Source organism: Sorangium sp. So ce281 (assembly GCF_051527395.1).
GTDB classification, from domain to species: Bacteria; Myxococcota_A; Polyangia; order Polyangiales; family Polyangiaceae; genus Sorangium; species Sorangium cellulosum_B.
On sequence record NZ_CP150322.1, the window covers coordinates 5,942,607 to 5,961,314 of the forward strand.

The 18,708-nt window shown below is 73.6% G+C and carries 14 protein-coding genes; 8 read left to right on the forward strand and 6 right to left on the reverse strand.

Going from position 1 to position 18,708, the window contains the following annotated elements; translation table 11 throughout:
* Positions 1–125: 125 nt before the first annotated feature.
* From WMF27_RS22530 to WMF27_RS22555, 6 genes are all read left to right on the forward strand, one after another.
* Entirely contained in the window at positions 126–353 is a 228-nt protein-coding gene (locus WMF27_RS22530; protein WP_437766840.1) for a hypothetical protein, read from the forward strand.
* The gene (locus WMF27_RS22535; RefSeq protein WP_437766839.1) at positions 350–1,960 is read left to right on the forward strand and encodes a hypothetical protein; all 1,611 of its coding nucleotides are present in this window, start codon (positions 350–352) and stop codon (positions 1,958–1,960) included. The genes WMF27_RS22530 and WMF27_RS22535 overlap by 4 nt, the downstream gene beginning before the upstream one ends.
* 68 nt (positions 1,961–2,028) lie before the next feature.
* The gene (locus WMF27_RS22540; protein ID WP_437766838.1) at positions 2,029–3,516 is read left to right on the forward strand and encodes a hypothetical protein; all 1,488 of its coding nucleotides are present in this window, start codon (positions 2,029–2,031) and stop codon (positions 3,514–3,516) included.
* Between the two features lie 22 nt (positions 3,517–3,538).
* Positions 3,539–4,912 carry an FAD-dependent oxidoreductase gene (locus WMF27_RS22545; RefSeq protein WP_437944497.1) on the forward strand — a complete coding sequence of 458 codons (1,374 nt, stop codon included), beginning with the start codon at positions 3,539–3,541 and terminating at the stop codon, positions 4,910–4,912.
* A gap of 84 nt (positions 4,913–4,996) precedes the next feature.
* Positions 4,997–5,563 carry an FMN-binding protein gene (locus tag WMF27_RS22550; RefSeq protein WP_437766836.1) on the forward strand — a complete coding sequence of 189 codons (567 nt, stop codon included), beginning with the start codon at positions 4,997–4,999 and terminating at the stop codon, positions 5,561–5,563.
* On the forward strand, positions 5,560–6,189 hold the full coding sequence (locus tag WMF27_RS22555) for a hypothetical protein (protein ID WP_437766835.1): 630 nt from the start codon (positions 5,560–5,562) through the stop codon (positions 6,187–6,189). Before WMF27_RS22550 ends, WMF27_RS22555 begins: the two co-directional genes overlap by 4 nt.
* An 88-nt stretch (positions 6,190–6,277) precedes the next feature.
* Here the strand turns inward: WMF27_RS22555 and glgB are convergent, their stop codons facing one another.
* On the reverse strand, positions 6,278–8,524 hold the full coding sequence (gene glgB / locus WMF27_RS22560; protein ID WP_437766834.1) for a 1,4-alpha-glucan branching protein GlgB: 2,247 nt from the start codon (positions 8,522–8,524) through the stop codon (positions 6,278–6,280).
* Positions 8,525–8,860: 336 nt separating this feature from the next.
* On the opposite strand from glgB, the gene WMF27_RS22565 reads away from it, so the two are divergent.
* Positions 8,861–10,441 carry an aldehyde dehydrogenase family protein gene (locus WMF27_RS22565; protein ID WP_437766833.1) on the forward strand — a complete coding sequence of 527 codons (1,581 nt, stop codon included), beginning with the start codon at positions 8,861–8,863 and terminating at the stop codon, positions 10,439–10,441.
* Here the strand turns inward: WMF27_RS22565 and WMF27_RS22570 are convergent.
* Positions 10,438–11,670 (reverse strand): FAD-dependent monooxygenase, encoded by a 1,233-nt coding sequence (locus WMF27_RS22570; protein ID WP_437769814.1) that lies wholly within the window; start codon positions 11,668–11,670, stop codon positions 10,438–10,440. The genes WMF27_RS22565 and WMF27_RS22570 overlap by 4 nt on opposite strands.
* 89 nt (positions 11,671–11,759) lie before the next feature.
* On the opposite strand from WMF27_RS22570, the gene WMF27_RS22575 reads away from it, so the two are divergent.
* Positions 11,760–12,305 carry a TetR/AcrR family transcriptional regulator gene (locus tag WMF27_RS22575; protein ID WP_437766832.1) on the forward strand — a complete coding sequence of 182 codons (546 nt, stop codon included), beginning with the start codon at positions 11,760–11,762 and terminating at the stop codon, positions 12,303–12,305.
* 345 nt (positions 12,306–12,650) lie between these two features.
* On the opposite strand, the gene lon is transcribed toward WMF27_RS22575, so the two are convergent.
* The 4 genes from lon to WMF27_RS22595 all read right to left on the reverse strand — a co-directional run bounded on the left by lon (position 12,651) and on the right by WMF27_RS22595 (position 18,576).
* Positions 12,651–15,050: an endopeptidase La gene (gene lon, locus WMF27_RS22580; protein WP_437766831.1), complete on the reverse strand. Its 2,400-nt coding sequence runs from the start codon at positions 15,048–15,050 to the stop codon at positions 12,651–12,653.
* 235 nt (positions 15,051–15,285) lie between these two features.
* On the reverse strand, positions 15,286–17,091 hold the full coding sequence (locus WMF27_RS22585) for an LA_2272 family surface repeat-containing protein (RefSeq protein ID WP_437766830.1): 1,806 nt from the start codon (positions 17,089–17,091) through the stop codon (positions 15,286–15,288).
* A gap of 49 nt (positions 17,092–17,140) precedes the next feature.
* Positions 17,141–17,977, reverse strand: a complete 837-nt coding sequence (locus WMF27_RS22590) for a tetratricopeptide repeat protein (protein ID WP_437766829.1) — start codon at positions 17,975–17,977, stop codon at positions 17,141–17,143.
* Complete coding sequence (locus WMF27_RS22595; RefSeq protein WP_437766828.1) at positions 17,974–18,576, reverse strand: RNA polymerase sigma factor; 603 nt, start codon at positions 18,574–18,576, stop codon at positions 17,974–17,976. Before WMF27_RS22595 ends, WMF27_RS22590 begins: the two co-directional genes overlap by 4 nt.
* Between the last annotated feature and the right edge of the window lie 132 nt (positions 18,577–18,708).

The following is an 18,708-nucleotide window of genomic DNA, read 5'->3' on the forward strand; positions in this document are numbered from 1 at the left end:
AAACGAGCGACGCTCCGCCCGCCGCGCAGGCGCAACCTGGGGGGACACACGCGCTTGACAGTCATTTGGGTCAGCGGCACGGTGCTTGCGTGGCTGGCTTGGGCTCCTGGGCATCGTTTCGCACCGTGTTCGTCGTGGCGGGCGCCACGTTCGTCGTCGCGTCGCTCGCGACCGCGTGCCTCGACTACGCGGGCGAGGAGCTGTTCGATCAGTGCGACACGCCGGCGGCGCCGCTCCCCGGCTCGGGGTCCGGCTCGGGCGCCACCACGAGCGCCGGGGCGGCCAGCGTGGATCAGCCGGACTGCGGCGCGCCGACGCACGCGCCCGGCTCGGGATCCGGCTCGGGCTCGTGAGGGAAGAGCGGCGCGATCTCCTCGCCATCGCCGCGCTCACCGCCGCCGCGCTCGCCTCGCGCCTGCTCTTCCGCATCGATCACGACGAGGACATCGACGCGCTCCGGTTCGCGCTCGGCGTGGAGCGGTTCGACGTGGCGGCGCTCCGCCCGCACGCGCCGTACTACCCCGTGTTCGTCGCGGCGGCGAAGGGGCTCGCGCTGCTCGGCGCGACGCCGCGCGCGGCGCTCGCCCTCGTCAGCGCCGCGTCCGGCGCGGCCGCCGTCGCGTTCACCGCCCTGCTCGCGCGCGACGTCGCCGGGCGGCGCGCCGCGGTGTTCGCCGGGGTCCTCGCGCTCGCGTCGCCGTTCCTCTGGCTGTCGTCCGAGAAGCTCCTCAGCGACATGGCCGGCACCGCGGTGGTGACCGCGGCGCTCTGGCTGTGCGCCCGCGCGCGGCGCCCCCGCGGCGCGCAGGCGGCCGCTCCGGCCGCGCCGCTGGATGCCGCCGCCGCGGCGGCGCGCACGCGCTCCTGGGCGCTCGTACTGCTCGGCGTCGGGCTCGGCGTGCGGCTCTCCTACTTCCCGTTCGCGCTCGCCTGCCTCGCCGTCATCGCCCGCGGCGAGGGCGGCCGCCTCGCGTGGCTCGCGCGCGGCCGCGACCTCGCGGCCGGCGCGCTCGCGTGGCTCGTGCCGCTCGTGCTGATCGCGACGCCGCGCGACCTCGTCGCGACGACGTGGGTCCAGGGGCTCGGGCACTTCACCCGCTGGGGAGGGACGGCGATCACCGTCTCGTCGCCGCTCGATCGCCTCCGCGGCGTGATCTGGGGGATCTGGGCCAACGGGCTCGGCGGAGCGTGGCCCGACGCGCCGGCGGCGCGCTGGCTCGGCGCGCCGCTCCTGATCGCGCTCCTCGCCGCGGGCGCGCTCCAGGTCGCGTCGCGAGAGCGGGCCGCGCGCGCGCTGCGCGAGCAGCCCGAGCTCTGGGCCGCCGCGTTCGCTTACTTCCTCTGGGCGCTCCTCGGGCAAAACATCGCCTACAAGCCGCGGCACTGGCTCCCGCTCGTCCCGCTCCTCCTCGTCGCCATCGCCGCCGGCGCAGCGGCCCTCTCGGCGGCGCGCCCCGCGGCGGAGCGCGCTCCGCGCCACCGCGCGCTCCGCGCCACCGCGCCCTTCGCCCTCGTCGCGGCCCTCGCGGCGCAATGGCTCGCCGACGCGATCTCGCTCGCTCGCCAGCACGAGGCGCCCTCGCCGGCGGCCGCGATCGTGCGCTTCCTCCGCGACGACGCCGCGCCGCCGCGCCCGGTGCTCACGCGCGACCTCGACCGGATGATCCAGGAGGGCGCGCCGGGCCGGCTGCCCGTTCGCGTCCGCGACGACGCCGCGCTCGTCCGCGGCGTCGAGCAGGCCGGGCCGGGCGGCGCGCTCATCACCAGCGAGGCGCTGTCGCAGGAGGCGCGCGACGCGCTCGCTGACCGCGGTTACGCGATCGCGCTCCGCTTCGCGCGCCCGCGCTCGCGCTACGTCGACGCGCTCTGGAGCGACCTCGCCCTGCTCGAGGCGCTGCCCGCCGGACCTCCGGCAGGCGGCGCGCTCTCGCGCGCGCCCCACGGCGCGCCCCCTCGCTGAAAACGAGGTTGACCTCCGTTTTCAAGGGCGCGAAGACTCCCGCCCCCCCCGGGCTCCCGGTCTTCGTCATGAAAGCGATCACGTCCCTGTGGCCTCGCTCCGCGGGCGCCGTCCTCGGCGCGCTGCTGCCCTTCGCCGCCGCCGCGCAGCCCGCGCCCGCCACGCAGCCTGCGCCTGCGGGGGAGCCTGCGCCTGCGGGGGAGCCTGCGCCCACCATGCAGCCTGCGCCCACCATGCAGCCTGCGCCCACCATGCAGCCTGCGCCTGCCATGCAGCCTGCGCCCGCCCCCGCCGCGCAGCCCGCGCCGGACGGCCCGGTCCTCGACCTGGCGCCCGAGCACGCCGCGCCGCCGCCGGAGCCTCGGAAGCCCGCCGTCGGCCTCGGCGCCGGAGAGGCGCCCGAGCACGAGCTCGTCCGCGGCCTGACCGAGCAGCGGTTCCGCAGCGCCGGGGCGAGCGCCAGCAGCACCTCCGTCGGCGGCTACGGCGAGGTGCATGTCCGCGGCACGACGACCGGCCGCGAGGGCGAGCGCGCGTGGGTCGCCGACATCCCCCGGCTCGTGCTCTTCGTGGCGCACGAGTTCACGGCCGACATCCGGTCCTACGTCGAGCTCGAGGTGGAACACTCGATCTCCTGCGCGAGCTGCCCGGGCGCCGCGGAGCTGGAGCAGGCCTACATCGAGTGGAACGCGGCAGGCCGCGCCCTCGGGCTGCGCGCGGGCCTCGTGCTCGTCCCGATGGGGATCATCAACCAGTGGCACGAGCCGCCGGTGTTCCACGGCGTGGTCAGGCCCAAGGTCGACACCCTCGTCATCCCCTCGACGTGGCGCGAGATCGGGATCGGCGCGTTCGGGCAGCCGCTCGACTGGCTGCGCTTCGAGGCCTACGCCATGACCGGCCTCGATCCGCTCGGCTTCCGCGCGGGCGGCCTCGCCGGCGGGCGGCAGAACGGCGGGCTCGCCCGCGCCAACGCATGGGCGGCGGTCGCGCGCGTCGAGGCCGAGCCGCTGCTCGGGGTCGTCGCGGGCGCGTCGGTGTACGCGAGCGACGCCGGCCCGAACGGCGAGGGCAAGTTCTTCCTTCGCGATGGCACCCCGGTGGACCTGTCGATCCCGGTCCTCGGCTGGTCGCTCGACGCGCGCTGGCGCAGGAGCGGCCTGGAGACGCGGCTCCTGTTCGCCGAGTGGCGCCTGCCCGAGGCGCGCGCCCTGATGGTCTCGTTCAACGAGAGCGGCGCGCCGAACTTCATCGATCCCACGAGCCCCGTGGCCACCCGGATCCGCGGCGGCTATGTCGAGGCCGCGTTCGACGTGCTCCGCCCGCTCGGCGTGGGCCACGAGCTCCTGCCGTTCGCGCGCGTCGAGGCGTACGACACGCAGTCCGCGGTGCCCGAGGGCTACAAGGCCAACGCCTCGTACGGCGTCCGCGAGCTCACGCTCGGCGCCTCGTACCGGCCGACCCAGGGGGTCGTCGTGAAGGCCGACTACCAGCTGCGCGACCGCACCCTCGGGTTCGACCAGACGCAGCTCAATGTCGGCCTCGGCTTCATGTACTGAGCGCGCCGGACGCGGGCACACCATGTCACTCCGCCCAGACGACGCCGGGCCCGAGCGCCTCGTGGTCGGCGCCGGCATCTCCGGCCTCTACGCCGCGCTGCTGCTCGCGCGGGCCGGCCGGCGCGTGCGCCTCCTCGAGCGCGCGGCGCGGGCCGGCGGGCTCGCGGGCGCCGAGACGTTCCGCGGCCTGCCGTGCGATCTCGGCTCGCACCGGCTCCACCCGGCCGCCCTCGAGCAGCCGCTCTTCCGCGAGGTGCACGCGCGCTCCCCGTTCCTCTCGCGCCCGCGCCGCGGGGTGCTCGTGCTCGGCGAGCGCCACGTCCCCTACCCGCCGAGCGCGCCCTCGATGCTCCGCGCGCTCGGCCTCCGCGCCGGCGCCGCCATGGGCCTCGGGTTCGTGGCGCAGCGCGGCCGCCGCGCGGCCTTCGCCCGCTGGGAGCACGACCGCGCCCGCGCCGGCGAGGACGTCGGCTTCGAGCGGTTCGTGCGCGACCGCGTCGGCGCGGCGGCCTACGCGTCGTTCTACCGGCCCTACGCCGAGAAGGTCTGGGGCATCCCGCCGTCCGAGCTCTCCCAGACCGTCGCGAAGAAGCGGATCAGCACGACGAGCCCGCTCGCGCTGTTCCAGGGGCTCGCCCGCGGCCGCAGCGGCGCCTCGGCGGATCTCGCGCGGTTCATCTACCCGCCGGCGGGCATCTCGTCGCTCATCACGTACCTCGAGGCGCGCCTCGCGGAGGCCGGCGTCGAGGCCGAGTGCGGGACCGCCCTCGGCCTGGCCGGGGCGGGCGCGCGCGCCGGCGCGGCGCCGATCCTGTTCGCCGGCGATCTCGCGGATCTCGTGCCCGACGCGCCGCTCGAGCACCGCGGGCTCTACCTGGTCTACCTGGCGTACCCGCGCGCGCGGCTCGGCGCCCCGGAGACGTACTACTGCCCCGACCCGCGCTTCTGGTTCGGCCGCGTCTCCGAGCTGCAGAACTACGCGCCCGATCTCCGCCGCCCGGGCGAGACGGTGCTGTGCGTCGAGATCCCCGAGGGGGCCTGGGGGAGCGGGCGCGACTTCGCCTCGGGCCCGCCGCTCGAGGCGCTGCTCGACCAGCTCGTGCGCGCGGGCATCGCCCCGCGCGGGGTGGCGCCGCTCGAGGCCCGACAGCGCTTCGTGCCCCGCGTGTACCCGCTCTACCGGCGCGGCTGGCTGCGGGACTGGCGGGCCGCGATGCGCCGCGCCGCCGCGCTCGGCGTGGTCCCCTTCGGGCGGCAGGCGCTCTTCCTGCACTGCAACCTCGATCACTGCGCCGCGATCGCGGCCGACGCGGTGGCGCACGTCGAGGCCGGCCGCAGCCCGGAAGCGTGGGCGCTGAACGCCGAGCGCTACCTGGACGTGCAGGTGCGCGACTGACGCAGCTGACGCCCGCGCCGCAAATCCGCGGCCCAAACGCCGTTGACTTTGACTTTCACGAATGACAGCTTCGTCGGAGCTTTGATGCGTCCTTCTCGTGACCTCCGCGCCGCCCACTTCGCTGCAGCAGCGGCGCTCACGTTCATCCTGGCGGCGCTGCCCGCCCACGGCGCGACGTACTGGACGGTCCCTGCCGTCCTGAAGAGCTTCTTCGCGAGCTCGAAGAAGGTCGGTTATCGCAAGGTCGTCCTCGGCGACGCGGAGGCGCAGGAGCTCGGCAAGAAGCTGGGGGCGCCGGTCAAGCGCGAGTGGGTGGTGTACGTCGCGGAGTCCGACGGCAAGATCGACGGCTACGCGATCAAGGACGAAGAGAAGGGGATGCACGAGCCGATCGACTTCGCCGTGCAGTTCTCGACGGCCGGCGCGGTGGAGCGCATCGAGATCCTCGAGTACCGCGAGGCGTACGGCGACGAGGTCCGCGGCGATCGGTTCCGCGCCCAGTTCCGCGGCAAGACGGCGGGCGACCCGATCACCGCGGGCAAGGACATCGACATCGTGTCGGGCGCATCCATCTCGTCCCGCTCCGTGGCGCTCGGCGTCAAGCGCGACGCGCTCGTCCTCCAGCTCGCGCTGAAGCGCGGCGGGCCGTGAGGGATTTCACAGCTTCAGCCGGTCGGCTGAGGTCGCTCTCGCTCGGCGCGAAGCTCCTCTACTCGGCGTTCGCGCTCGCGTCGGTCCTCGGGCTGCTCGTGTCGTGGCGCCTCTACGGGGCGATGGTGCAGGACGCGGGGGCCGCCGCGTACTACGCGGGCGCGGCGGTCGCCGCGCCGCCGCCTGCCCCGACCCAGGCGCCCGCGGCAGCCGAGGGGCCCGCGCTCGATCTGGGCCCGGAGCTCGATCTCCCCGGAACGCCGGAGGCGCCGCGCGTCCTTGTCGAGCAGATCTCCGAGCGGAAGCTGCTCGAGGTGACGCATTTCCACCTCTTCTCGGTGCCGGTCTACGTGCTGATCCTCGCGCACCTCTGGCTGCTCGCGCGCCTGCCGTCGTGGCTCCACACCGCGGGCGTCGCGGCGGCCGTCGTCACGAGCGGGCTGCACATCGCGGCGCCATGGCTCATCCGGAGCGCGCCCGGCGCCGCGGCGCTGATGCCCATCTCCGGCGTGGCGATGCTGCTGTCGCTCGGCGCCATGGCGGTCGTCTCGACGGTGGACATGTGGCTGCCGAGGCGCTCGCGGCGAGGCGAGGCAGCGCCGGCCGACGAGGCCCAGGCCCAGTAAACCGCCGCGCGCGCCCCGCGCGGCGCGCGCTCGCCCCGACGAGCGAAGGCGCCCCGGGGACCTGGTTACCAGCGCGCCGGACGAGGCCTCAGCCCGGCGCGTCCTGCTCGGGGACGAGCCAGAGCACCCCCAGCGGCGGGAGCGAGAGCACGATGGATTGCGGGAACCCGTGGCTCGGGACGTCCTCGACCTCGACGCGACCCAGGTTGCCCACGCCGCTGCCGCCGTACTGGACCGCATCGGTGTTGAGCACCTCCAGGTAGGCGCCGCGCCGCGGGACGCCGATCCGGTAGTGATGGCGCGGGACCGGCGTGAAATTGCCGATGAACACGACGTGCGTGCCCGAGGGCGACATCTGATCTCCCGCGCCGTCGCCGTAGCGGATGAACGAGATCACGGTCTGCATGTGGTCCGTGCAGTCGATCCACCGGAAGCCGTGGTGCTCGTCGTCGAGCTCGTACATCGCCGGATACTTCTTGTAGAGCGCGTTGAGCTCCGTCACGAGCCGCTTGAGCCCCGCGTGCTCGGGCACCGAGAGCAGGCCCCAGTCGAGCTCCGTCTTCTCGCTCCACTCGGCGAACTGGCCGATCTCACCGCCCATGAAGAGCAGCTTCTTGCCCGGGTGCGCCCACATGTAGCCGTAGAGCGCGCGCAGGTTCGCCAGCATCTGCCAGTAGTCGCCGGGCATCTTCGAGAGCAGCGCCCGCTTGAGGTGCACGACCTCGTCGTGGCTCAGCGGCAGGAGGAACTTCTCGGAGAAGGCATAGATCAGCCCGAACGTGAGCTGGTGGTAGTGGAAGGCGCGGTGGATGGGCTCGTGCTTGAAGAAGTCGAGCGTGTCGTGCATCCACCCCATGTTCCACTTGAAGTCGAAGCCGAGCCCGCCGACGTACGTCGCGTGGGTCACCGACGGCCAGGCGGTGGACTCCTCCGCGCAGAGGATCGCGCCCGGACAGCGCTCGTGCACCCGGTTCGACAGCTCCCGGATGAAGTCGATGGCCTCGATGTTCTCACGGCCGCCATACCGGTTCGGCACCCAGTCGCCGCCCTGCGCGGCGTAGTCGAGGTAGAGCATCGAGGCGACCGCGTCGACCCGCAGGCCGTCGATGTGGAACTCGTCGAGCCAGTAGAGCGCGTTGGCCACAAGGAAGTTCCGCACCTCGTGGCGGCCGTAGTTGAAGATGTACGTGTTCCACTCGCGGTGCTCGCCGAGGCGCGGGTCGAGGTGCTCGTAGAGCGCCGTGCCGTCGAACCGCCCGAGCGCCCACGCGTCCTTGGGGAAGTGCGCGGGGGTCCAGTCGAGGATCACGCCGATCCCCCGCTGGTGGCAGCGGTCGATGAAGTAGCGGAGGTCGTCGGGATCGCCGAAGCGGCTGGTCGGGGCGAAGTAGCCCGCCACCTGGTAACCCCACGACCCGTCGAAGGGGTGCTCCATGACCGGCATGAGCTCGATGTGCGTGAAGCCGAGCTCGGCCACGTACTCGACGAGGTGGTCGGCGAGCTCGCGGTACGTCATCCAGCGCATCCCGCCCTCGTACGGCGGGCCCTCGCCCTGCACGCGCCGCCACGAGCCGGCGTGGACCTCGTAGATCGTGAGCGGCTTCTTGCGGGAGTCGATCTTGCCGCGCTCCTGCATCCAGTCGCCGTCCTGGAACGCGTAGCGGCTCGTGTAGACCCGCGAGGCGGTGGCCGGCCGGAGCTCCATCGCCTGGGCGACGGGATCGGTCTTCACCGTGAGGTGCCCCTCCGGCGTCTTGATCTCGTACTTGTAGAGCGCGCCCTCGCCGAGGCCCGGGATGAAGATCTCCCAGAAGCCCTCGCCCATCCGGCGCATCGCGTGGCGGCGGCCGTCCCAGTGGTTGAAGTCGCCGAGGACGCTCACCCGCCGCGCGTTCGGGGCCCAGACCGCGAACGACGTCCCGGAGACCCCGTCCACCTCGCGCACGTGCGCGCCGAGGACCCGGTAGAGCTCCCAGTGCCGCCCCTCGGCCAGGAGGTGGCGATCGATCTCCCCGAGCGTCGGCGGCATCGCGTACGGGTCGAGCTCCACCGAGGCGTTGCCGTCCGCGAAGCGCAGCTCGAGCTGGTACGGGAAGCGTCCGTCCGCGGGGTAGGACACGCCGGGGAAGCGCGCCTCGAAGAGGCCCGCGGGGTGGACGCGCTCCATCGGCTGCCTCCGGAGCCTGGGATCGCCCGGGATCACCGCGATCTCGGTGGCGTCCGGCCGAAAGACGCGGACCACCAGGTCGTCCCCGTCTTCGTGCGCGCCGAGCACGTGGTGCGGATCCGGATGCTCGACTGCCGCGATGAGATCGAGTTCTCGTTGTTCCAACATGTCGGGGTCCGCCTATAGCGGCTCCACTCGCCGACGTCATGCCGAGAGTCCGCCCGAGACGCCGACCAGGCTCACCCGGGCACACCGGCGCGGCCTGCGGCGCCGGTCCCCCCTGGCGCAACCAGGGTGTGCTCACCATTTGTCCGCAGCGCAACAGCGTATGTCGGTGGGCCGGATCGACCGCGATCATGCGGAAAATCGTCGGGATTCATCGGGAAACAGCGCAAATGCTCATTTGCTGTACCTTCTCGGGAAGGGTAGGGTCCCGGCGTCGAGCAGCGAGCCACGGAGGCGATCCGGCAAGCGACGCGGGCTCGACAGGCGGAGGGATCGAACATGGGTCAGGTGGTGAGCGAGCGCCCGATCGGGGGCAACGGCAGCGGTCCTGGCATGAACGGGCACGGGGGCGCGGCGATCCGCAGCTACGCGCCCGCGACCGGGGAGCTCCTTGGAGAGGCTCCGAACACCAGCGCCGAGGAGGTGCGTGCCGCGGTCGCCCGGGCGCGGCGCGCGCAGGAGGCGTGGGGCGCGCTGCCCGTGGAGGAGCGCTGCCAGCGCGTCCTTCGCTTCCGCGACGCCATCGTCGATCGCACGGACGAGATCGTCGATCTGCTCTCGCGCGAGTGCGGCAAGCCGCGCCACGAGGCGCTGCTGCACGAGGTCCTGGTCGCGGCCGACATGGCGACGTACTTCGCGCAGATCGCGCCGAAGGCGCTCGAGCCGCACGAGATCAAGCTCCACCTCTTCAAGCACCGGCGCAGCTGGGTCCACTACGTCCCCCGCGGCGTGGTCGGCGTGATCTCGCCGTGGAACTTCCCGTTCCAGCTCGCGCTGCGCGACGTGCTCGCGGCGATCGTCGCCGGCAACGCCGCCGTGCTCAAGCCGAGCGAGGTGACGCCGCTCATCGCGCTCAAGCAGAAGGAGATCTGGGACGGCGCGGGCATGCCCGAGGATCTCTTCCAGGTCGTCACCGGCTACGGGCCGACCGGCGCGGCGCTCATCGACAGCGGCATCCAGATGCTCCTGTTCACCGGCAGCGTCGGCACCGGGAGGAAGGTCGCCGCCGCCTGCGGCGAGCGCCTCATCCCGTGCGTGATGGAGCTCGGCGGCAAGGCGCCGCTCATCGCCTGCGCGGACGCGGACATCGAGCGCACGGCGCAGGCGATCGTCTTCGGCGGCTTCGCGAACGCGGGGCAGGTGTGCGTCGCGGTGGAGCGGGTCTATGCGCACCGCGAGATCCACGATCGGCTGCTCGAGCGCACCGTCGAGATCACGAAGGGGCTGAACCAGGGTGATCCGGGCAAGGAGTTCGTCGACGTGGGGGCGATCATCTTCCCGCCGCAGATCGACGTCGCCGAGCGGCACATCAAGGACGCTGTCGACAAGGGGGCGACCGTGAAGGCCGGCGGCAAGCGCGCGCCGGGGCAGGGCCAGTTCTTCGAGCCGACGATCCTCGCGGGCTGCGATCATGCGATGACGGTGATGACCGAGGAGATCTTCGGGCCGGTCGTGCCGTTCATGCAGGTCGCGACCGAGGAGGAGGCGATCCGCCTCTCGAACGAGTCGCACCTCGGCCTCAACGCCTATGTCTTCTCGGAGGACACCGATCACGCCCGCCGGCTCGCCGAGCGCCTGCAGGCCGGCAGCGTGCTGGTGAACGACGTGCTCATGAACGGCGCCCTCCCCGACGCGCCGTTCGGCGGGGTCAAGCAGAGCGGCTTCGGTCGGGTGATGGGCGAGGACGGGCTCCGGCAGATGTGCGACGTCAAGCACATCAACGCGGACCGCATCGCGCTGGGCTCGAAGGACCCGACCTGGTTCCCCTACACGGCGGCGTCGTACAGCTGGTTCAAGCGAGGCATGCGCGCGCTCTTCTCGAGCGGCGGCTTCCTGCGGCGCATCGGGGAGCTCTTCTAGGGCGGCGCGACCGCCGCCGGCGCGCGCGCGTACTCCTTGAGCGCGATCGAGTCGTGCAGCCGGACCCCGCGGCTGCTCAGCTTGGCCAGCGCGCGCGACACCCCGCGCGGCGCCACGCTGACCAGGCGGCCGATCTGCGCCGTCGCCCACAGCTCGAACCTGCTGCCCGGGACCAGGCGCCTGGCGGCGTTCAGCGCGAACACCCGGCTGCGGCGCACGTAGTCGGCCAGCTTGCGCTCGCAGGCCTGGAACGCGCGCGCGTGGTCGCCGCCGGCCGCGGCCAGCTCGCCGGCGAGGATATAGGCGCCGACCACCGCGAGGCTGGTGCTGCCGCCGACCGCCGGCCCCGGCGAATAGCCGGCGTCCCCGGTCAGGGTGACGCGCCCGCGTGACCACGAGTCCATGCGCAGCTGCGTGATCGAGTCGAAGTAGAACGCCGGGGTCCGATCGAGCTCGGCCATCAGCCGCGGCACCTCCCAGCCGGCCCCGGCGAACGCCTCGCGCAGCAATTGCTTCTGCCGCGCGACGTCCCGGTGGTGGACATCGAGCTCGCGCGGGCTGCGGAACAGGAACACCGCGCGCGCGTCGTCGATCGTGTGCGAGCCGTAGATCGCCGCCATCCGCCCGACCCCGCCGAGCACGATCGCGTGGTCGCGCAGCTGCAAGTAGTTGGGGATCGAGATCACCGCGAGGTAGGCGCCGATGAAGCGGGTGAACCGCCGCTCCTCGCCGAACACCAGCCGCCGCACGTTCGAGTGCAGCCCGTCGGCGCCGATCACCAGATCGAAGCGCCGCTGCGCGCCGCGCTCGAACGTCACGTCGACCCCGGCCTCGTCCTCGGCGAGCGAAGCGATCGAGTCGCCGAACACGTACTCGACGTCGCCCCGGGTCGCGTCGTGGAATATCTCGCTGAGATCGTCGCGCATGATCTCGACGTGGCGGTCGGACACCGCGTGCATCAACCGGCCGACGTCGATGTCGACCTGCCCTTGCACCCCTTCGCGCAGCATCGTCATGCGCTCGGTGCCGGTCTTCTTGGCCACGACCCGCGCCAGCACGCCCATGCGTTCGACGATGTCCATCGCCGGCCGGAACAGGTCGACCGCGTGGCCGCCCGTCTTGCGCAGCGTCGGCGCGCGCTCCACCACCGTGGGCCGAAACCCGTGCCGCTCGAGCCAGTACGCCAGCACCGGACCGGCGATGCTGGCGCCCGAAATGAGGATCTCCATGGGCCCCTCCTTACTTACCGATAGGTAATCATGCGGCCCCGTCTTGCACAAGGCTTACCGAACGGTAAGTAAGCGGCTACGCTGCGCAGGTGCCCCGAGCCCGGCCCTCCGACACCAAGGCGCGAATCCAGGCGGTGGCGCGCGAGCTGTTCGCGCGCCAGGGAGTCCAGCGGACCAGCCTGCGCGAGATCGCCGATCACCTCGGCATCACCAAGCCCGCGCTCTACTACCACTTCGACTCGCGCGAATCGCTGGTCGCCAGCATCGTCGAGCCGCTGCTCGCGGAAATGGACGCGTTCGTCGCCGAGCGCGAGGGGGGCCCGCAGCCTGATTCGCGCGTCCTGCTCGCCGACTACTTCGATCTCCTGCACCGCCACCGCGACACCCTCACGATGGTGGTCCGCGACCTCGCGACGCTCGCCTACCTCGACCTCGGCATGCGCATGATCGAGTGGCGCCGCCGCCTGATGCGCTTGCTCATCGGCCCCCGCCCCTCGCTCGCCGCCCGCGCCCGCGCCGTGGTCGCGATCGGCGGCCTCTCCGACTGCGTCATCGAGTTCACCGACGTACCGATGGAGAAGGTCAAGTCGCTCGCCGTCGAGGCCGCCCTGGCCGCGCTCGCGCCGACGTCATGAATCGCGTCCGCACGTCTTCCTGCGCGCCCTTCTGCCAACAGCGCCCATAAAACAACGTGAGCGCCGGCGGGGGGCTGTGCGCAGCGGCGCGCGGGTGGGCGCGGCGAGCACCGAACGAGGTGCCATAATCTCTCAGGAGGCTCCACGTCCCAGGCGCGCCTTGTGTGGCGCGCGACGGAACGTCTCAGAAGGCATGGCCCGAAGTGAGACATGCCGGGCGGTGTTCTCAGCGCAAGCTCTCCCGCCCCGGTCTTGGCGGATGGCCGAGCGCCCACCCGCGCGCCGCCGCGCACAGCCCCCCGCCGGCGCGGCGGCTCGGTTCAGCCCCCTCTCCCTCTCCGCTCGCTACGCAGCCGCCGCCGGCTCCCCCGCCGCCGCCCCCGCCGCGCCGCCCGTGCCCGCGGCCTCGATCGGCGCCTCCTCCAGCGCCGCCGCGATCACCTGGCTCATGTCCTCGACGAAGATGAGCTCCAGCTCGGCCCGCACCTCCTTCGGGATCTCCTCGGCGTCGCGCGCGTTCTTCTGCGGCAGGACTACCCGCTTGATCCCGGCGCGGTGCGCCGCGAGCACCTTGGACTTGATCCCGCCGACCGGCAGCACCCGCCCGCGCAGCGTGCACTCGCCCGTCATCGCCGTGTCCGAGCGCACGCGCCGCGCGGAGAGGAGCGACGTCAGCGCCGTGAACATCGTCACGCCCGCGGACGGCCCGTCCTTGGGCACGCCGCCCGCAGGGACGTGGATGTGCAGGTCCTCCGCCTCGAGCTTCGCCGTGTCGACGCCGAGCTCGACGGCGTGGCTGCGCACGTAGGTGAGCGCCGCCTTCGCCGACTCCTTCATCACGTCGCCGAGCTGACCCGTGATCTCGACCCTCCCCTTCCCCGGCATCCGCGACGTCTCGATGAACAGGATGTCCCCGCCCACCGGCGTCCAGGCGAGCCCGGTCGCGACGCCAGCGACGCTCGTCCGCTCCGCCACGTCGCTGAAGAACCGGACCTTGCCAAGGTACGCCCCGAGATCGCCCGCCTCGACCACCACGCGCGGCGCCTTGCCGTCCGCCGCGCGGGCGATCTCCAGCGCGACCGCCCGGCAGAGCTTCTTGATCTCGCGGCCGAGCTGCCGCACCCCGGCCTCGCGCGTGTAGTCGCGCACGATCGCCGCGAGCGCCTCGTCCGTGATCGACAGCGACCCCGGGTCGATCGCGTGCTCCTTGAGCTGCTTCGGGACGAGGTGCGACCGCGCGATCGCGATCTTCTCGTCCGGCGTGTAGCCGGACAGCTCGATGACCTCGAGCCGGTCCCGCAGCGGCGCCGAGAGCGCGCCGAGATCGTTCACCGTGCAGAGGAAGACGACCTCCGACAGATCGAACGGGAGCTCCAGGTAGTGGTCGACGAACGTCCGGTTCTGCTCCGGATCGAGGACCTCCAGCAGCGCCGCCTCGGGCGAGCCCCGCCACCCGGCGCCGAGCTTGTCGACCTCGTCGAGGAGCACGATCGGGTTCTTCACCTTGGCCTTCTTCAGCGCGTGCACGATCCGGCCGGGCAGCGCGCCGACGTACGTCCTCCGGTGGCCGCGCAGCTCCGCCTCGTCGTGCACCCCGCCGAGCGAGATGCGCACGAACGGGCGGCCCGTGGCGTCGGCGATCGACTGGCCGAGCGAGGTCTTGCCCACGCCGGGCGGGCCCGCGAAGCACAGGATCGTCGCGCGCGCCTTCCCGGTCAGCTTGATCACCGCCATGTGCTCCAGGATGCGGCGCTTCACGTCGTCGAGGCCGCGGTGATCCTCGTCGAGCTTCGCCTTCACCGCGTCGAGGTCGTCCTTCACCTCCGCCCTCGCGCTCCACGGCAGGTCCGCGATCCACTCGAGGTACGTGCGGATCACGTTGTGCTCCGCGCTCTGCGGGCCGACCGACTCCAGCCGGCGGAGCTCCCGATCGGCGACCGCGCGCGCCTCCTCGGGGAGCCCGGCCTCGTCGAGGCGCCGCCGGAGGACCGCCAGCTCGTCCTCGCCCTCTTCGCCGCCCGCGAGCTCCTTCTGGATGGCCCGGAGCTGCTCGCGGAGGATCGCCTCGCGCTGGCCCTTGCCGAGCTCGCGCCGCACGTCGCCGTCGATCTTCTTCTTGAGGTCCGCCAGCGCGGACGCCTCGGCGAGCAGGCCGGCGACCCGCTGGAGCCGAGGGACCACGCGGAGCTCGGAGAGCACCTCCATCTCCTTCTCGGTGGGCAGGCCGAGCGCGCCGGCGACCTGATCCGCGAAGACGCCCGGCTCCGCCCGGCTCGTGGCGGCGATCTCGGCGAGGTTCGTCCCCGTCTTCGGGCCGACCTCGCGGGCACGCTCGCGCAGCGACGCCGCGAGCAGGCGCGCCTCCTCGGCGTCGCCGAGGAACTCGGGCGCGAGGGTGCCCTCGGCCCGCCACGTCGGCTCGGTCTCGACCAGGGCCGAGAGCGCGAAGCGATCGAGCCCCTCGATCACCAGCCGGTAGCCGTTCGAGACGCGCGAGACGTCGACGACGCGCGCGAACGTGCCGATGTCGTGGAGGTCCTCGCGCCGCGGATCCTCGCGCTTCGGATCGCGCTGCGCGATGACGCCGATCACGTCGCCGGCGTGGACGGCGTTGAGCAGCGCCACCGAGCGGGGGCGCCCCACCGGGAGCGTGAGCACGGTGCCGGGAAAGAGGACGCCGGTGCGGAGCGGGAGCAGGGGAAAGGGCGAACGAGGCGCGCTGGCGCCGCTGCGAAGCTGGCTCATGCGAACTCCTGTGGCAGCGGTCGGCTCGCGCCATCCCTGCCGGATCGGTCGAAGGTCGGGTGGACTGCGTGGACAGCGCGCCGCCCCTCCGCCCGTGAGGGCGGCGCAGCGCGCGGATGGGCTCACGTAGACCGCCGCGAGCAACCGCTCGGGCGAGCTCCATGAATCGATGAACGAAAAGTAAATTCGTTCACGCGTCCGTCAACCCGCCCCGCCGACGAGCGCGACGGCTGGATCAGAACGCCTGTACGCCGAGCACGAGGCCGGGCCAGGCGCGCTCGGTGCTGCTGGCGTCGGAGCCGAGGGGGGCGCTGCCGTACGGGCTCAGCTGGGCGTCCTTCGGGGTGCCGCTGAACGCGACGTTGACGCTGGGACCCCCGAAGAGCGCGAGCTCGGGGAAGAGGCGGAAGCCGAGGAGCGCGCGCGCCTGCGCGATGGTGGCCGCGGGCTCGAGCGTCGAGGGCTCGTGGAGCGTGTACCCGAGCACGTCGAGGTCGATATAGGCGCGCTGGTGGATGGAGATGCGGCCGCCCAGGCCGAGCGCGGAGACCAGGAGAGGGCGGTTGCCGATCGTGCGAAGGCCGACGCCGTAGATGTTGTGGATGTGGTCGCTCCCGTTCTTGAGGCCGGCCATCACGATGCCGGACTCGAGCCCCCAGACGTCCACGTGCAGGCGGCCCTTGCGGATGAAGTTGAACAGCCCGAGCGAGAACGGCGAGTCGTCGGCGTAGTTGACGAGGCCGATCTGCGCGCCCCCCACCTTGCCGGTGGCGACGTTCAGGAGCCCGATCTGCAGGCCTGTCGACGCGCCCGCGGCCACGTTGGCCACGCTGATCTGCGTGCCTGTCGACTTGCCCGCGGCCACGTTGACGACGCCGACCTGCACGTCGGTCGCTGCGCCCGTGGCGACGTTGGCCACGCCGACCTGCACGTCGGTCGCGTCGCTCACGGCGACGTTGGCCACGCCGAGCTGCAGGTCCGTCGAGGCGCCCGCCGCGACGTTGGCCACGCCGAGCTGCGCCCCGTCCACGGCGCCGACGGCGACGTTGATCACGCCGCCCTGCGCGCCCGTGACCGGGCCGACGGCGACGTTGAACGAGCCGACCTGCGCGCCCCAGAGCGGTCCGGCGACGTTGAGCCCCATCGTGATCTGCGCGCCGCGCGCCGGACCGAGCACGAGGTTGGCGCCGGACGAGAGCTGCGCGCCGCACAGGAACGACGACGCGATGTTGACCCCGACGCCGAGCTCGAGGCCCGCGACGCCCGCCGTGTACCCGGCGACGAGGTTCAGCGAGTAGCGGCGGACGACGTTCGTGCCGTCGAAGGTCGAGGTGCCGACGAACGGGAAGACGTCGGCGCCGAGGCGGACGACCTTCGCGCCGGGGAGCACGCACCGAGGAGGCTCCGGTGGCGCGGGGGCGGGGCGCGTCGCCTTCGCGGGGCGCGCGGCGCGGGGAGGCGGCGTCGGCCGGCCGGCGGCGGGAGGCGTGGGGGGCGCCGCAGGCGATGGCTGCGCCGCCGGCGGCGCCTCGGGCGGGCGCTTGCCGAGCGCCGCCGCGAGCTCCGCCGCCTCGTCCCGGACGAGGTTGCCCGCGAGCAGGGCGATCGCCTCGGCGGCGCGATCGGGATCCTCCGGGACGTCGATGGTGCGCTCGATGCGGCGGCCGTCCGCGGCGCTGTAGCTCAGCGTGACGCGGCCGTCGGGCTCGCCGCGGAGGACCAGCGTGGAGCGCCCGGCGGTCGCCGCGCGGGCCAGCGTGACGTCGGCGCCGAGCTCGCGCCCGATGGCGGCGCGCACCGCGTCGGGATCGAGCGTCCACGGCGCGCCGTCGACGACGAGCTCGACGCCCGCGGCGCTCGGCTCCTCGGCGAGGGCGGGCGCGGGAGGCGCGGTGACCGCGGCGAGGGCGCCCGCGGCCGCGAGCGCGTGCAGAAGGAGGACGCCCGCGCGGAGGCCTGCGCCGCGCGCGGACGTCTTCCGGTCACGGCGCGGCGAGCCCCGCCGCGGCGCGGGGAGAGGTGCGAGGGCGGGTGTGTTCATCGACCGTGCTGTGCCCGCTCGCGGCGCGTTCGTTCACGCGCCGCGACGTTCACTCGTCCGCGCTGCGCATCGCCTCGAGCAGCGAGCGCGACTCGTCCTTTCGGTAGCCGCCGAGGGCGCCCTGCGCGAACGGATCGAGCGCCCGCCGCGCCTCGTCCTTGCGGCCGAGGCGAACGAGGCAGAGGGCGCGGTTGTACTGGGCCTCCACCGCGAAGCGGCCGCGCGGGGCGGCGGCCAGGTACGCGTTCCACGCGTCGAGCGCGGCCGCCGGGTTGCGCTCGACGAAGTGCGCGCGGTGCGCCGCCTGGTAGAGCGCGTCCGCGTCGGGGCCGGCCGGCGGACGCTCGATGGCCTGCGGATCCCCCGCAGCCGGCCGCGGCGCGGTCGGCTGGCGCGCGGCGCCCGGCGCGACCGGGCGCGAGGCCGACCGGACCGGCGCGACCGCCAGCACCGGCGCGCGCGGCGGCGCAGGGGCGATCGGGGGCTCCGCGAGCGGCGCAGGCGGCGGCGGCGCAGGCGCGACCGCCTCCGCGCTCGCCTCGGCCGCAGGCGGCGCGGGCGCCTCGGCCGCGTGCCGCGGCCCGGACAGCGCGCGCTGCGGGGGCGGCGCGGGCGGCATGGTGGGCGCCTCGGAGACGCGCAGCCCGAGCCGCGACGTGAGGTCGTCCCAGCCGCCGGGGAACCAGCGCGCGGCCGAGGCCCACGCGACCGATCCGACGAGCACGGCGGCCAGCGGGACCACCACGCGGACCATCGCGAGGCGGCGGGCCCGCTGGGCCTTCAGGCTCCTCATCACGCGGGCGCGCGTCTCGTCGCGGCGGCCGCGCGACGCGTCTGCCTCCGCGCGCAGGGCGCGCGCGGCCTCGCGGAGCACGTCGTCCTTCATGGGGCCCTCTCCTCCAGCAGCGTACGGAGCTTCTGCTTGGCGTGGAACAGCCGCGTGCGCACGGTGGCCTCGGGCACGCCCATGATCTCGGACGCCTCTCGCGCGCTGCGCTCCTCGACCTCGCAGAGCACGAACGCCACGCGCTGCGCCGTCGGCAGCGCGTCGAGGGCGCGGTTCAGGGCCTGGGCGAGCGCGGCGCGGCCGGCTTCCCGCTCGGGGCTCGACGCGTGCTCCTCGTCCGGCTCCAGGGCGAGCCGCTCCATGGCGGCGCGGCGCCGCGCCGCCGCGCGGAGGTGGTGGCGGGCGTGGTTGACCGCGATCGCGATGAGGAACGTCTTGAGCGACGAGCCGCCGCGGAACCGCTGCGCGGCCTGCGGCAGGCTGATGAAGACGTCGTGGGCCAGGTCCTCGGCGGACGCGTCGTCGCCGGTGAGGCGGCGAGCGAACCCGCGCACCGCGCCGTAGTGCCTGTCGTACGCCTCGCCGACCGCCGCGGCGTCCCCGCGCCGCAGCCGCTCGACGAGCTCCTCCTCCGCGTCCTGCGCGCGCTCGGCGCCGCGGGAGAAGAAGAGCGGCATGAGGAGCGCCATGGTCTTCATCGGGCGCCACCTCTCCCCGGCGCGCGGGGGCTCGGCGTCGCCGGACGGCTGTGCCCCCGGGAAACCCGCTGCTCGCTCCGTCCCATCTCCGTCCATCCCTGCGCCATCATCGTTACACCCGAACGCGCTCGG

Coding starts and splice junctions, on each gene's coding strand:
- WMF27_RS22540 (WP_437766838.1), top strand. CDS start 2,029: ATGAAAGCGATCACGTCCCTGTGGCCTCGCTCCGCGGGCGCCGTCCTC.
- WMF27_RS22545 (WP_437944497.1), top strand. CDS start 3,539: ATGTCACTCCGCCCAGACGACGCCGGGCCCGAGCGCCTCGTGGTCGGC.
- WMF27_RS22550 (WP_437766836.1), top strand. CDS start 4,997: ATGCGTCCTTCTCGTGACCTCCGCGCCGCCCACTTCGCTGCAGCAGCG.
- glgB (WP_437766834.1), bottom strand. CDS start 8,524: ATGTTGGAACAACGAGAACTCGATCTCATCGCGGCAGTCGAGCATCCG.
- WMF27_RS22565 (WP_437766833.1), top strand. CDS start 8,861: ATGGGTCAGGTGGTGAGCGAGCGCCCGATCGGGGGCAACGGCAGCGGT.
- WMF27_RS22570 (WP_437769814.1), bottom strand. CDS start 11,670: ATGGAGATCCTCATTTCGGGCGCCAGCATCGCCGGTCCGGTGCTGGCG.
- lon (WP_437766831.1), bottom strand. CDS start 15,050: ATGAGCCAGCTTCGCAGCGGCGCCAGCGCGCCTCGTTCGCCCTTTCCC.
- WMF27_RS22585 (WP_437766830.1), bottom strand. CDS start 17,091: ATGAACACACCCGCCCTCGCACCTCTCCCCGCGCCGCGGCGGGGCTCG.
- WMF27_RS22590 (WP_437766829.1), bottom strand. CDS start 17,977: ATGAAGGACGACGTGCTCCGCGAGGCCGCGCGCGCCCTGCGCGCGGAG.
- WMF27_RS22595 (WP_437766828.1), bottom strand. CDS start 18,576: ATGAAGACCATGGCGCTCCTCATGCCGCTCTTCTTCTCCCGCGGCGCC.